We start from the raw sequence: 13,224 nt of genomic DNA on the forward strand, positions 1-13,224 counted from the left end.
CTGGCATTGCGTTATTCATTTCGGGACCGGTCACGCGGGTCAATAGCGCTCGAAACCGCGATGTAGTTCCCAGTCGGTCACGCGCCGGTCGTATTCGATCTGCTCCCAATGGGCGGTGTGGACATAGTGGTTGACCACAGCGTCCCCAAAAGCTTCCTTGAGAAACGACGAGTTCTTGAGCGCCTGTGCGGCCTCCCGGAGCGTGTAAGGAATTTCCTTGAGTTTGACCGCACTATAGGCATCGCCGACAAAGGGCTCATCAAGTTCCAGTTGTTCATCTATGCCTTGCAAGCCCGATGCGATAAGCGCTGCAAAGGCCAGATATGGATTGAGATCAGCACCACCGATGCGGCATTCGATGCGGATGCCTTTCGTACCTTCGCCGCAAAGGCGGAAACCTGCAGTGCGGTTATCCTGGCTCCACATGATTTTCGTCGGCGCAAAAGTGCCTGCCTGAAAGCGCTTGTAGGAATTGATGTAAGGCGCCAGGAAATAGGTGTAGTCGGTGGCGTATTTGAGCTGTCCGGCCACCCAGGAACGCATGAGCGGCGTCATAGTGTATGGGGCTTTCGGATCAAAGAAGAGCGGTTCCTTGCCATCGGCGCTCCAGATGGAATTATGCACGTGGCTGGAGCTTCCAGCCTTGCCGTAATCATACTTGGCCATGAAGGTGATGCATTTGCCGTGTGCTTCGGCGATTTCCTTCATCGCATTCTTCATGATGACATGGCGGTCTGCCATTTCGAGCGCTTCGGCATAGCGCACATTCAGTTCTTCCTGTCCCGGACCCCATTCGCCCTTGGAGTTTTCGACCGGAATTCCCGCTGCCGCGAGCTGGTTGCGCATTGCGCGTAGAACCGGTTCCTCCTTGGTGGTCAGGTGGATGACATAATCCTGCACGTAAGGAGATGCCGTTTCCATATCCTGCCAGTGCTTTGCGCGGGCTGTCTTATAGGTCTCGTCAAAAAGATAGAACTCAAGCTCAGACGCGAAATAGGCGCGATAGCCGCGCTCGTGCAGGCGCGCGAGCTGTTTCTTGAGGATAGCACGCGGGGAATGCGCCAGATCCTGATGGTCGTGATGATCGAGCACGTCGCAAAGCACGATGGCGGTCTTTTCCAGCCATGTGGCGACGCGCAAGGTCGAAAGATCCGGCTTGATGACAAAATCACCATAGCCCTTGTCCCATCCGGCGGCCTCATAGCCCGGCACTGGTTCCATATCGATATCGTCGGCAAGAAGATAGTTGCAGCCATGGGTCTCGTCGTAACCAGATTCCACGAAAAACTGCCCGTAGAAGCGTTTGCCGATCAAGCGTCCCTGCATGTCCACAAAACATGCAAGAACCGTATCGATTTCATCATTCGCAACGGCTTTTTTCAATGCATCGAAAGTCAATTGTCCGGCCATTTATGCTCGCTCCAGAACGGAAAAAAGTGATGGACGCGGCACAGTGTGCCGCGTCCAAAATCCTTAGGCATAACGGTAAGGTGCGCCCGCACCTCGCATGGTTTCCTGATATTTTTTCAGGATTGCGACGACTTTGGCGTTTCTCTCGCTCTTGGTTGCGATTTCATCCCAGAACTGTTCAGCAGCGTCCTCAATCTGTTTCCATTCCGATTCCGGAATAGTTGTCAGTTCCAGCTTCCCACCGGTGGTGCGATAGTGAGCTTCGCCCCACCAGTACCAATGCTGGCGATAATAATGCGATGAGTCCATTGCCAGCTTGAAGAGCGTCTTCAGGTGATCCGGCACAGCGTCCCATTTCTCGGTATTCGCGAAATAGGAACCGGCCCATGCGCCGTTGATATTGTTGGTCAGATAGTACTTGTTGATGTCGGCCCAGCCAACCGTATAGGCCTCGGTCGCGCCACACCATGCAACGCCGTCGAGTTCGCCAGTCTGGATAGCGACTTCAATATCTTCCCACGGCAGCGTGACAGGCACGACGCCGAATTTGGTCAGGAAGCGGCCACCGGTCGGGAATGTGAAGACCCGAAGTCCCTTCAGGTCAGCAACGCTGCGGATCGGCTTGGTGGTTACGAAATTGCACGGGTCCCAGGAACCGGCGCTGAGCCATGTGACGCCCGGAATTTCCTTATAGGCTTCCTCCCAGATTTCATTGAGCCCGTACCAGTTGAACAGCGCAGGCACATCGAGGCTGTAGCGCGATGCAAAGGGGAAATAAGCCCCAAACACCGCGACATCGACTGGTGACGCCATCGAGTCGTCATCACTTTGCGCAGCGTCGATTGTGCCGGATTGAACCGCGCGGAACAACTCACCCTGCGGCACAAGCTGGTCGGCAGTATAAAGTTCGATCACCATCTCGCCATTGGCAGCCTTGTTGAAGGCGTCGATAGACGGCTTGATGACGTGCTCTGCAAGTGCCGGACCTGCATAGGTCTGGAGCCGCCATTTGATCGGGCTCTGCGCCCTCACATATGGCGTTGCAAGCGTGCTTGCACCCAGCGCGCCAACGGTCGTCAGCCCGGCTTTCTTGAGAAAATCGCGTTTGTTAAGCTTGCTCTTCTCACTCATGCCCATTCTCCCACTCTTGTTTGAGTTCACCCTTTATGTGTTCCGGTCTAGCCGTTCTGGCTCTTGTCACCGGCTTATGCGCATTCTCCCGTAATTATCGTCATCGTCCGGTGTACCAGTTGGGCAACCACATCGCGATCTGCGGAAAGATCATCAGAAGGATGATGGTCAGCACCATGAGGAAGAAGAACGGTACGATTGAACGATAGATGTCTATCAGCGTGACTTCCTTCGGGGCCAAGGCCCGCATCATGAAGAGATTGTACCCGAAAGGCGGCGTGATATATGCGATCTGGCAGGTGATCGTGTAGAGCACACCGAACCAGATGGCGTTGAAGCCGAGGCTCTTGACCAGCGGTATGTAAAGCGGTGCCACGATGACCAGCATTGCCGTGTCATCGAGGAACATGCCCAATATGATGAACGAAAACAGCATCAGTATCAGGATTGTCCAGGGCGACAGATCGAAGGTGTTCAGCAACACGCTTTCAATGGCTTTCACCGCTCCAAGGCCATCATAGACCGATGAAAAGCAGAGTGCAGCCAGAATGATCCAGAGGAACATGCAGGTGACGGTGAGACTGTTCCGTGACGTGGTTTCCCAGACAATCTTGTTGAGGCGTCCGGTGAAAAGCGCGGCAAGCGTTGCAAGCAATGCGCCGACGGCCGAGCTTTCAACAAGGCTGGTAACGCCGGTGAGGAACAGGCCCATCATCGCGCCGAAGACCACGAGTGGCAGAATGCCTGCGCGCAGCGCGACGAAGCGGTCGTGCCATGTGATCCTGTCCAGTTCTTCTTGTGGCAAAGTCGGTCCGAGCTCGGGCTGGAGGCGGCAGCGTATGTAGATATAGATCGCAAAGAGCGCGGCCATGAGAAGGCCGGGACCAATCCCTGCGAGCCAGAGCTGCAATACCGGCTGCCGGGCAATCATCGCATAAAGTACCAGCACGACGCTTGGCGGAATAAGGATACCAAGTGAACTGCCAGCCTGAATGACGCCCGTTACCATAACCTTGTTATAGCCACGCTTGAGAAGCTCTGGCAGTGCGACGGTAGCGCCGATTGCCATGCCTGCAACGCTCAGGCCGTTCATGCAGGAAATAATGACCATCAGGCCGATCGTACCCAGTGCCAGACCGCCGCGAATGCCGCCGAACCACACGTGGAACATGCGGTAGAGATTGCTGGCAATGCCCGATTCCGAGAGCATGTAGCCCATGAAGACGAAGAAGGGCACAGTGATAAGCGGATACCAGTTCAGCACCGCAAAGGTGGCATTATACGGCATCTCGAACGAGCCTTTGCCCCAAAGCAGGAGAGCGGCGAGCGAGCCGACAAAACCGATCACGCCGAATACGCGCTGCCCGGTCATGAGCAGCACCATCATGGTTGCAAACATGAAGAGCGTTATGAATTCCGAACTCATATGTGATGCCCTTCCTCAATGGCAGGACCCGCGATGGTGCTGATCGGCTGTCCACGCAGGGAGGCCCAGTCCTTGAAGAAATTGGAGACGCACTGCAGCAGCAGCAGGAGAATACCGACAGTCATGATGAGCTTGATCGGCCAGAGAAGCGGCGCCCAGGCGGTATAGTTCTTCTGGCTGTAAACGATGGCGTAGTTGGTCGATGAAATGCCGCCGGCGACCATCACGCCAAGATAGAAAATGATGAACAGGATGGTGATCATGTCGGTGATCATTTTCCTGCGCGGTGAAAGACGGTCAAAGAACAAGTCCATGCGCACATGCGCGCCCTGTTGCATGGCGTATGCTCCACCGAGCAGATAGTAGGCCGAGAGCAGAAACTGGGACATTTCCAATACCCAGTTGACCGGTACGCCGAGAACAACACGCGAAAAAGTCGAATATAGAAGGCAGGCGCCGAGCACGAAGAAGAGATACATCGCGAAGCGCCCGACATAGTAATTCACTGCATCAACATATTTGACGAACAGTCTGATCGGCTTCGGCATTTCCCGCTCCTTCAGGCTTTCTGTTCTGTGTTGCGAGGGTCAATTGCTTTCGCAATGTCCCTCAATATCGTTGCGAGTTTTTCGGCCCAGGCAATCTGTGCCGGACCATCGGCAATCTCATTGTTGCGAAGTTCGATCATCACGCAGGGCGCGTTGCGCGGACGCGCGTGCCGCTCCAGCGTGTAATAGACGCGATCGGCTGGTGAATAGGGTTCGTTGACGCCGACATTGAGCGCTGGATCTTTCCTCAGTGCGGCGATCAACGGCTTGCCGATCCGGTCATCTTCGTCGTGGATGATGCCGATCGGCCAGGGGCGGGGGACGTCGCGATAGATGGGCGTGAAGGAGTGGATCGTCACGATCCACGATGCCTGTCCTCGTCGCGCACGCTCTGCAATCACGTGTTCGACAGCAGTGTGGAATGGCCGATGTGAAAGATCGATACGTGCCAGACGTTCCATGGAATTGAGCACGTGATTTCCGGGAACCACGGTCGTCTCGCTGATTTCCGGAATGAGGTCGTGAGCGTCGAGTGGACGATTGCAATCGATCAGCAGTCGCGAAAGCTGGCTTTCGACGAGCGGCGCGTGAAGGGACGAGGCGAGATGCCTTGCAACTTCCACTGCGCCTGGATCCCACGCGATATGTGCCTGCAAGGCATCTCCCCCCAGACCGAGCCCCTCGAAAGTCTCGGGAATGAAGTTGGATGCGTGCTCGCAGACAAGAAGATAGGGACTTTCCCCATCCTTGTTGAAGACAGAAACAGGCTCGCACGAAGCCGTGCGATGTTCTCGCTCGTCCGTCATTCTGTTTGTTCCCCGCGCTGTAACTTATGTTACGTTTTTTCCAATTATGCGCTATTGCGGATTATTTGATACGTCCTATGATTATTTGTCAAACACAATTTCGCCCAAATTCAAAAAGGGCGTTCAGGAACGGGAAGTGCTGTGCCGGTGCATGCAAGCGTTGCGGAACTGATCAATGAACGGATCGATACGATGCCAGCGGGCGAGCGCAGTGCCGCCCAGACGCTGATCGCCAATTACCCGATGCTGGGACTAAAAACTGTCGCGGAGTTTTCCGGCTTGGCCGGTGTCAGCTCCCCAACGATATTGCGCTTTGTGAACAGGCTCGGGTTTCAGAGCTATCCTGATTTTCAAGCGCGCTTGCAGGATGAACTCGCGGCTCAACTGCAATCACCGCACCACCGCAACGAACAGCCGGGAACCGGGCGAGACACAGCCTATCCGGCGGTGGAACATACGCTTGAGAATATTCGGGAGAGTTTCCGGCATTTGGGTGCAAAGCAGTTGCGGCAGGCCGTGTCGGCTTTGAGTGACGCCAAGGGCAATGTCTATCTGATTGGCGGGCGCTTCACTGACCCCATTGCGCAATATATGGCGGCGCATATGACGGTCATTCGCCCGCATGTCTTTCACTTGGGCGGACAGGAGAGCGTGTGGCGTGACCGTCTTCTCGATATGGGAAAGCGCGATGTTCTGGTGGTTTTCGATATTCGTCGTTATCAGGACAGTCTTTTGAAACTGGCTGAGACGGCAAGGTCACGAGGCGTGGAAGTCATCCTCGTGACCGACCAGTGGCTTTCACCGATTGCACGCGTGGCGCGCCATGTTCTGGCGGGACGTACGGCCGTACCGTCAGCCTGGGATTCTTCGGCAGCGCTCTTTGTGCTGGCGGAAACGGTCATTCGCGAAATGACCAGAATGCTTGAAAAAGACAGTGCCGCCCGCATCGCGGAACTTGAAGGATTACGCTGAAAGGGTTGTCGGTACGCGTTTTATTCCAACCCACAGGCCCGCAGAAACAGCGCCGAAACCTCTTTCTCGATCCTTTCGAGATCGAGCGGTTCGTCCTTGTCGAGTTCCATCATGCTGCGAACCTGCGTTTCAAAGTCGGCATAATGCTGGGTGACGGCCCAGATATGCATCTGAAATAGTAGAGGATCGACAAGTTTGATCCGACCATCATCCACCCACGACTGGATGAGTTTCACTGCATTATGGGTCGCTGCGACGTGCTTTTTCCAATGGCGGCTCAGATAAGGTGCACCATTGGCAATTTCGGTGGTGAAAAGGCGCGAGGCTTTGGGGCTTTTCTGGCTATATTCGAGCTTGGCGCGGATATATTGGCGGATCACCTTGGCAGGGTCGTCTTCGGTACTGGCCCCGAGGAATATGTCTTCCCATTCTTCGAGGATGTAGACGATGATATCCTCGTAAAGCTCTTCCTTGCTCGAAATATAGTAGTGCAGTTGCGGCTTGGTGAGACCGGCGCGGTGCGCAATGCCTTGCGTGGATGCCCCCGCAAGGCCTTTTTCGGCAAATTCATCGATCGCGGCAGCCCGTATTGCACCGAGAATGCGCCGCCTGCGTCCGAGAACCTTGTCCCGTCCGGTCAGTTCGGTGTCGTCATTCTCGTCGCCGTTGTTCATTCATGCCTGCCGCGATTGAGGAGGGGTTATTGCCCCAGCTTTTTCTTGATGTCGAGCCCCACGCCCTTGTTTACGAAGGCATCGGTCGCGACCTTGCTCATGTCGAGTTCGTCGCCGCTGACAATCCCTGCCTTGCGGGCGAGTTCGTAGAACGCCTTGACGCGATCCATCGAGATTGCCCCAATTCCCTTTTCGAGCGTATCGCCACTGTCGATAAGCTGAAGGTTCTTGATCCGCTCCAGTTCCGCATCGAGCGTTTCTTTGCTCATATCCGGATTGTCTTTCAGGATCCGTTCGTAGGCTTTGCTGCGGTCGCCGTAGAGGAAATTGGTCCAGCCTTCCACGGAAGCGCTGACGAAGCGCTGTACCAGATCAGGGTTCTTTTCGATCAGATCCTGACGGGTTTCGATTGTATTGCCGTAAGTGCTGTAACCGTAGTCGGCGAGGAGATAGGTCGTAACCTTAGCGCCTTCCTTTTCTGCATAGATCGGCTCGGCGGTCGCATAGGCCTGCTGCACGACTTTCTTGTCGTTAAGGAACTGGGCGAGGCTATAGCCATAAGGGCGCAGCTGTTCGTCCTTGAAGCCGAAATCCTTGACGAGCCATGGCCAGAACGAGAACTGGCCGTCCTTCGAAATCAGGATCGTTTCGGCATTGGCCAGGTCCTTGAAGTCCTTGTACGCACCTTCATGCGCCATCAATGCCTGCGGATCCTTCTGGTAGAACGCGGCAACAACCGTCGTCGGCACGCCGTTGGCGACATTGTTGAACGACAGTAGCAAGTTTCCGGTCAGCAGGAAGTCGAGACGACCTGCAGCAAGCATCGGGCGATTGTTGACCTGCGGTCCGCCCATTTCGATTTGCACATCGAGGCCGTATTTTTCATAGGTGCCATCTGCGACAGCCTGATAAAAACCGCCGTGACCGGCTTGTGCGAGCCAGTTGGTACCGAGCGTCACCTTGTCGAGCGCATAGGCCATCTGTGCAGAAAGGCCCATGGAAAGTGCGGCCAACGCCGCAACCAGTGTCTTTTTCATTTGGTTCCCCTTGTTTTAATCAGTCAAAGCCATGTCAGCGGTCCAGCCGCGCGTTTTGCCCGGATTGAGCAGGCCATATGGGTCTGCCAGTTTCTTGAATTCGATCTGGACACTGTCGATTTCTTTCATGCCGCCATCCTCGATGGTGTAGGCATGCGGATCGTAAATATCGCAACCGTCAACCTGCTCCAGTTCCTTGATCAGGCGGTACATCTCGTCACGGCCTTCAAAGCGAACAAGCGGAAGCGCGAAAATCTGCACTTCTCCTTCAAGGCGCGCCATTTCATGATGCATATATTGCGTTTCGCCGTAGCGCTCGATCTGGCGTGTCACTACATCCACGTCAAACGGACGCGGATAGGCGACCTGCAGATAGGTCCAGCCTTCCTCGGCTTTCAGCGCCTGCAAGGTTGTGTGGTTCCAGCCGCACTCATAAGCAGGCTGCAAACCATTCTTGTGCAATTCATCCAGCGTCATGGCGAAGGAAATCTTGCCGCCAAATTCAGTGGCGAGCGCTTCGAAACGAGCCATTTCTTCCGGGGCAATCATGGCAAAAACCGCATCCTTGTCGGATGGGAACAGATCGCCGAACTTGGTGTAAAAGCGCGCAAAACGGCGATCTACAGTGGTCAGAAGATAGCAGTCGAGATTGCCTTCTAGCGCCTTGAGGCAGAAGTTGAGCGTTGCCTCGTAACTATCGAACAAGGCTGCAGTATGTATCCAGTCCGTTGCCTTGGTAAGACCGATTTCCAGCTCCAGAATGATGCCGTTGGTGCCATAGGCATGTTGAACTTTATGAATGTCGCGTCCGGTCAATTCGATAATCTTCGGCTCCGGTTCGACAGTCAGAACCTTGACCGAATAGACATTGCCATCGTCGCGCAACATGCCGTGACGTAATGAGCCGATGCCGCCTGAACCACCTGAGAAGAAGCCGCCAATCGTGGCGATGCGGCGGGTCGACGGATACATCAACAGTTCCTGACCGGTTTCGCGCACGGCATCGTCCAGACGCGAAATGCGAGCGCCGCCTTCGACACGAACCTTGCCGGGTTCGATGGAAACGATGCGGTCGATCTTGGTCATGTCCAGAATGATGCCGCCTTCGAGCGGAACGCATTGACCGTAATTGCCTGTGCCGCCGCCACGAACGGTGATCGGGATACGCAATTTTGCAGCGGCTGCCGCTACGCGACGCACCTCATCCTGATCTTTCGGGATGACGACGAGATCGCCGACATAATGGCCGATATCTTCGGTGAGGATCGGGCTGTACCAGAAATAATCACGCGAGCGCAGTTCGACCTGCTTTGGGTCGTCATAGATGCGGATTCCATCGATTTCGCCGCGAAATGCGGCCCAGTCGTAGATGCGCTGTGGAGCGGCAGAATTCATGTGGCTCTCCCGTTGATTTGAGGCACGGCAACGCCATTACGCCAGACGACGCGGCGAGCCTGCGGGCGGCTGATGAGATCGTTCAGGTCTGCTGCGTCGTGCCAGACAAAACTGGCCACGCCACCTGCCTGCGGTTGCTGCACGTATTCGCTGCCAATAAGGCGGGCGGGCAGGGTGGTGATGCTGTCGAGCCAATCCTGCGGCTCGACATGGCAAACCGGCGCTGCGAGACGAAGTATGGCGAGCGGGTCGTAATCGCCATAGGGATAGAATGCATCGCGGACATTGTCGGAACCGAACATGACATCCATGCCTGCTGCGCGCGCTTCCTTCAACGGTGCAACACCGCGCAGGCGCGGAGACTTTCCGCCGATCCGGTCTTGCAGATAGAGGTTTGTCGTGGGTAGCGAAACGAGTGCCGTGCCTGCTTCTGCGGCAGCGTCCAGGATGCGCTGCAGTTCGTCCGGCCTGCGCAGCGACAACGAGCAGGCATGACCGCACAGCACCCGACCAGCCATGCCATGGCGTTTGGTTGCCGATACTATCAGCGAAAACCCGTCTGCTTCGACATCCAGACCTTCATCGACATGGAAGTCGAGATTGAGACCATGCTGCACAGCGAGGCGGAACATCTCTTCGATTTTGGCTTCAAGATCGGCATTGCGATAGAAGAACGCTCCGAAGACACCGCCATCTTTTGCAACACGGGCCGCGATTTGTGAGCCTGCATCAAGCACCAGATCACCATGCACAAGCGCCGCCAGCTGAAGGTCGATCCGGTCTTTCCATTCCTCGCGCAGCTCGTTTAGAACGGGCCATGCAACAGGAACTTCCGGTGTCGTCCAGTCCACATGGCTGCGCATGGCGCCGACGCCTTGTTCGAACGCAGCCTCAATGCCTTTGCTCGCGCGGTCGCGGATATCTTCCGCGCTCCAGTTCTTCCGGTCTGTGCCCATCAGGTCTATGGCGTCGAACAGGCAATCCACTCTGGCGCTGCCATTTTCTGCAATACGCTGAATCGTGAACGTCTTGTCGAGATGGACGTGGATATCCGCAAAAAGCGGGGTGACAAGTCCGCCGCCAACTGCCTGCGACGGAACAAGCGATGCGATGCGATCACCTTCGATCTTGATGTCGTAGTGTCCGGAAAGCCCGGTTATGGCGACGCCAGTCAGCATTTTAGCGCTCACGACGGATTTCGCTTTCGTGCCAGCGTCCGAGGACGAGGCGCGACAACCAGCTTGTGATGAGGAAAATCACGATGCCGAGCAGCGACACGAGGAAAAGTGCCGCAAACATGCGCGGAATTTCGTTGCGGAAGCTCGATTCCAGAATACGCGAGGCAAGACCGGTGCTTTGGCCTGCCGTACCGGCAACGAATTCAGCCACCACAGCGCCAATCAGCGACAGGCCACCAGCGATTTTTAGCGCGGCCATGAAATAGGGCAATGCGCTCGGTGCCAGCAGATAACGCAGGCGCTGCCATGGAGAAGCGCGGTAGAGCTTGAACAGATCGCGCAGGTTGTGGTCGGCGCTGTGCAATCCTATCACCGTGTTGGAGAGGATCGGAAAGAACGCCACGATCCAAGCACAGATCAACAAGGCTGAAAATGTGTCGCGCACATAGATGAGGATGAGCGGCGCGATAGCGATGACCGGCGTGACCTGAAGGATAACGGCAAAGGGAAAAAACGCCATTTCTATCGGGCGCGACAGGGCGAAGATCATGCCGAGCAGAACGCCGCCAATAATGGCACAGGCAAGTGAAATCAGGGTTAGCTTGACGGTGAACCACATGGATGCCGTCAAGGATGGACCGTCCTTGATCAGGGTCTCGGCGACCAGCGAAGGAGCTGGGATCAGGTAATGCGGTACCTGATAGTAGCGGACGAGGCCTTCCCATATGCCGAGCGCGATGATGATTGCCAATGTCGGCATCATGATGCGCAAAGTGCGCTCGCGCCGGGCGAGGCGATCCTGTTCGGAATTGAGAACGGGCAGTTCGTTTTGCATCTGGTTCATCTTCCCGCCCTCAATGGTCTATATCTTGAGAAGAAAGCGTCGCGGTCAGCGCGTCGGAAACCTTGGCGCAATATTTCGCATATGCGTCTGTCGTGCGGTAATTTTCAGCGCGAGGATAGGAGCCGATGATCGGTATATCGGCAACCACTCGGCCCGGCCTTGCCGCCATGACGATAACGCGGTTTGACAGGTAAACCGACTCGTAAACGCTGTGGGTGACGAAGATTACCGTCAGGCCATGTTCCTGCCAGAGGCGCAGCACGTCATTATTGAGCTTGAAGCGCGTCATTTCATCGAGTGCCGCAAAAGGTTCGTCCATCAAGAGAAGACGCGGACGTGTAACCAGCGCGCGGGCGATGGAAACGCGCATTTTCATGCCGCCTGAGAGCTCTCGCGGAAAAGCCTTGGCAAAGCGTGACAAGCCAACCTGTGCCAGAGCTTCTTCAACGCGCGGGGTCGCTTCCTTGCGGGAGATACGGGCAAGGCGCAGCGGCAGATAGACATTGTCGAAAACGCTGGCCCATGGCATCAGCGTCGGCTCCTGAAAAACAAAGCCGATATCTTGCGCCCCGATAGGACCTTTACCGGGAGCATGGCCGTTAACACGGATATCACCGGCGGAAATCGATTCCAGACCGGCAATCATGCGCAGCGCGGTGCTCTTGCCGCAGCCTGATGGACCAAGGAAGCTGACGAACTGGCCTTGCTCGATCTTGAGCGACATATCGCTCACGGCCATCACACCAGTGCCATATTGCTTGTAGACGCCGTCTATCTCAATCAGAGAGGACGAAGCTTGCGAGTTGGGGGCCACGCTCATTGTCCTTACCAGGCTGGTTGATTGTCGAGCCAGGAAAGCGGCGCTCGTTCGATTTCTGCGAGAACCTCGACCAGCCGCTCGGCGGCAAAATCGATGGTCGCTCGACCTTTTTCGGCAGTCGCGAGCGTTGCGTCGCCAGCGGCGCCATAGGGGTTGATATCCTGAATCTGCCAGGCAGGCTTCGCGCCGCCGCTCAGCGCAAGATGCTTGAAATCACGTGCAAAAGTTTCCGTAAGAGTGCGGAAATCCTGAGCTTTCGACATGTCGACCAGGTCTGGATGCATTTCCAGCATCACCGAGGTTTCCATGTCACCGGCATGAATGCCGTGCTTGGCATCGTGGTCGCTGTAGACGCCTTCCGGCATTCCGAGACCGAACCAGTTGATGCTCACCACCATCATATTGTGACGGATACGAAGTTCTCGTGCCACGATATCCATGACACTGATCTGGCCGCCATGGCTGTTGAGAAGCGCCATCTTGCGAACGCCGCTTGCCGCCACGCAGCCACCTATTTCGCACCACATGCGAATGATCGTCTCTGCCGAGAACGTCAGTGTGCCGGGATAAAGACTGTGTTCGTTGCTCTTGCCAATGGCCTGCGTCGGCAGGAAAAGCGCGTGGCTTGTTTCAGGCAGGCGGGCGATTGTTTCCTTCACCATGCCGTCGACAATCGCGGCATCGACCGCCAGCGGCAGGTGCGGTCCGTGCTGTTCGATTGCGCCGACGGGCAGAACCGCCACGAGCTTCTCGCGATCGAGGCGGGAGAATGCCTCGCTCGTATAATCGGACCAATATCGTTTCAAGATTGCAACTCCTACACGCTCGGGCCAAGGGCGTTAGACATATCCTACTAAACAATCTGACCGATCGGTCAAACTAAATGTTTTAAATATTCGAATTGCGTGCAATTAAGGTGTGAATCCGTGGCTATTCGGTCACGCGACGGGCCGTGACGTGTTTATGATGCGCGGAAATTTCCG

General features: G+C 55.8%; 13 protein-coding genes. 1 reads left to right on the plus strand and 12 read right to left on the minus strand.

From position 1 onward, the window contains the following. Positions 1 to 39 precede the first annotated feature (39 nt). The 5 genes from CES86_RS24380 to CES86_RS24400 form a co-directional block, all read right to left on the minus strand. Complete coding sequence (locus CES86_RS24380) at positions 40 to 1,410, minus strand: glutamine synthetase family protein (RefSeq protein WP_012093237.1); 1,371 nt, start codon at positions 1,408 to 1,410, stop codon at positions 40 to 42. Between the two features lie 63 nt (positions 1,411 to 1,473). Then, complete coding sequence (locus tag CES86_RS24385) at positions 1,474 to 2,541, minus strand: TRAP transporter substrate-binding protein (protein ID WP_094515637.1); 1,068 nt, start codon at positions 2,539 to 2,541, stop codon at positions 1,474 to 1,476. A gap of 100 nt (positions 2,542 to 2,641) precedes the next feature. Next, positions 2,642 to 3,967: a TRAP transporter large permease gene (locus CES86_RS24390; protein ID WP_012093234.1), complete on the minus strand. Its 1,326-nt coding sequence runs from the start codon at positions 3,965 to 3,967 to the stop codon at positions 2,642 to 2,644. Continuing rightward, positions 3,964 to 4,515 carry a TRAP transporter small permease subunit gene (locus CES86_RS24395; RefSeq protein WP_010659063.1) on the minus strand — a complete coding sequence of 184 codons (552 nt, stop codon included), beginning with the start codon at positions 4,513 to 4,515 and terminating at the stop codon, positions 3,964 to 3,966. Before CES86_RS24395 ends, CES86_RS24390 begins: the two co-directional genes overlap by 4 nt. Before the next feature lie 11 nt (positions 4,516 to 4,526). Further along, positions 4,527 to 5,321 carry an N-formylglutamate amidohydrolase gene (locus CES86_RS24400; RefSeq protein ID WP_012093232.1) on the minus strand — a complete coding sequence of 265 codons (795 nt, stop codon included), beginning with the start codon at positions 5,319 to 5,321 and terminating at the stop codon, positions 4,527 to 4,529. A gap of 192 nt (positions 5,322 to 5,513) precedes the next feature. Here CES86_RS24400 and CES86_RS24405 point away from each other — a divergent pair, with 192 nt between their 5' ends. Next, complete coding sequence (locus CES86_RS24405; RefSeq protein WP_231771610.1) at positions 5,514 to 6,293, plus strand: MurR/RpiR family transcriptional regulator; 780 nt, start codon at positions 5,514 to 5,516, stop codon at positions 6,291 to 6,293. A 20-nt stretch (positions 6,294 to 6,313) separates the two neighbouring features. Here CES86_RS24405 and CES86_RS24410 read toward each other — a convergent pair whose 3' ends face one another. Genes CES86_RS24410 through CES86_RS24440 form a run of 7 tightly spaced genes read right to left on the minus strand, consistent with a single transcriptional unit; the run spans position 6,314 to position 13,047 of the window. Beyond that, positions 6,314 to 6,967 carry a TetR family transcriptional regulator C-terminal domain-containing protein gene (locus tag CES86_RS24410; RefSeq protein ID WP_094515638.1) on the minus strand — a complete coding sequence of 218 codons (654 nt, stop codon included), beginning with the start codon at positions 6,965 to 6,967 and terminating at the stop codon, positions 6,314 to 6,316. 26 nt (positions 6,968 to 6,993) lie between these two features. Further along, positions 6,994 to 8,004: an ABC transporter substrate-binding protein gene (locus tag CES86_RS24415; protein WP_012093227.1), complete on the minus strand. Its 1,011-nt coding sequence runs from the start codon at positions 8,002 to 8,004 to the stop codon at positions 6,994 to 6,996. Between the two features lie 15 nt (positions 8,005 to 8,019). Continuing rightward, a complete protein-coding gene (locus CES86_RS24420) occupies positions 8,020 to 9,399 on the minus strand; it encodes an FAD-binding oxidoreductase (protein WP_094515639.1) in 1,380 nt (459 codons plus the stop codon). Further along, positions 9,396 to 10,589 carry an amidohydrolase family protein gene (locus CES86_RS24425; protein WP_235820022.1) on the minus strand — a complete coding sequence of 398 codons (1,194 nt, stop codon included), beginning with the start codon at positions 10,587 to 10,589 and terminating at the stop codon, positions 9,396 to 9,398. The genes CES86_RS24420 and CES86_RS24425 overlap by 4 nt, the downstream gene beginning before the upstream one ends. Further along, positions 10,579 to 11,421 carry an ABC transporter permease gene (locus CES86_RS24430; protein ID WP_181834070.1) on the minus strand — a complete coding sequence of 281 codons (843 nt, stop codon included), beginning with the start codon at positions 11,419 to 11,421 and terminating at the stop codon, positions 10,579 to 10,581. Before CES86_RS24430 ends, CES86_RS24425 begins: the two co-directional genes overlap by 11 nt. A 10-nt stretch (positions 11,422 to 11,431) precedes the next feature. Beyond that, positions 11,432 to 12,241 (minus strand): ABC transporter ATP-binding protein, encoded by an 810-nt coding sequence (locus CES86_RS24435; RefSeq protein ID WP_094515642.1) that lies wholly within the window; start codon positions 12,239 to 12,241, stop codon positions 11,432 to 11,434. Between the two features lie 5 nt (positions 12,242 to 12,246). Continuing rightward, on the minus strand, positions 12,247 to 13,047 hold the full coding sequence (locus CES86_RS24440; protein WP_010659054.1) for a creatininase family protein: 801 nt from the start codon (positions 13,045 to 13,047) through the stop codon (positions 12,247 to 12,249). Between the last annotated feature and the right edge of the window lie 177 nt (positions 13,048 to 13,224).

Source organism: Brucella lupini (assembly GCF_002252535.1).
GTDB classification, from domain to species: domain Bacteria; phylum Pseudomonadota; class Alphaproteobacteria; order Rhizobiales; family Rhizobiaceae; genus Brucella; species Brucella anthropi.

Coding starts and splice junctions, on each gene's coding strand:
- CES86_RS24380 (WP_012093237.1), bottom strand. CDS start 1,410: ATGGCCGGACAATTGACTTTCGATGCATTGAAAAAAGCCGTTGCGAAT.
- CES86_RS24385 (WP_094515637.1), bottom strand. CDS start 2,541: ATGAGTGAGAAGAGCAAGCTTAACAAACGCGATTTTCTCAAGAAAGCC.
- CES86_RS24390 (WP_012093234.1), bottom strand. CDS start 3,967: ATGAGTTCGGAATTCATAACGCTCTTCATGTTTGCAACCATGATGGTG.
- CES86_RS24395 (WP_010659063.1), bottom strand. CDS start 4,515: ATGCCGAAGCCGATCAGACTGTTCGTCAAATATGTTGATGCAGTGAAT.
- CES86_RS24400 (WP_012093232.1), bottom strand. CDS start 5,321: ATGACGGACGAGCGAGAACATCGCACGGCTTCGTGCGAGCCTGTTTCT.
- CES86_RS24405 (WP_231771610.1), top strand. CDS start 5,514: ATGCCAGCGGGCGAGCGCAGTGCCGCCCAGACGCTGATCGCCAATTAC.
- CES86_RS24410 (WP_094515638.1), bottom strand. CDS start 6,967: ATGAACAACGGCGACGAGAATGACGACACCGAACTGACCGGACGGGAC.
- CES86_RS24415 (WP_012093227.1), bottom strand. CDS start 8,004: ATGAAAAAGACACTGGTTGCGGCGTTGGCCGCACTTTCCATGGGCCTT.
- CES86_RS24420 (WP_094515639.1), bottom strand. CDS start 9,399: ATGAATTCTGCCGCTCCACAGCGCATCTACGACTGGGCCGCATTTCGC.
- CES86_RS24430 (WP_181834070.1), bottom strand. CDS start 11,421: ATGAACCAGATGCAAAACGAACTGCCCGTTCTCAATTCCGAACAGGAT.
- CES86_RS24435 (WP_094515642.1), bottom strand. CDS start 12,241: ATGAGCGTGGCCCCCAACTCGCAAGCTTCGTCCTCTCTGATTGAGATA.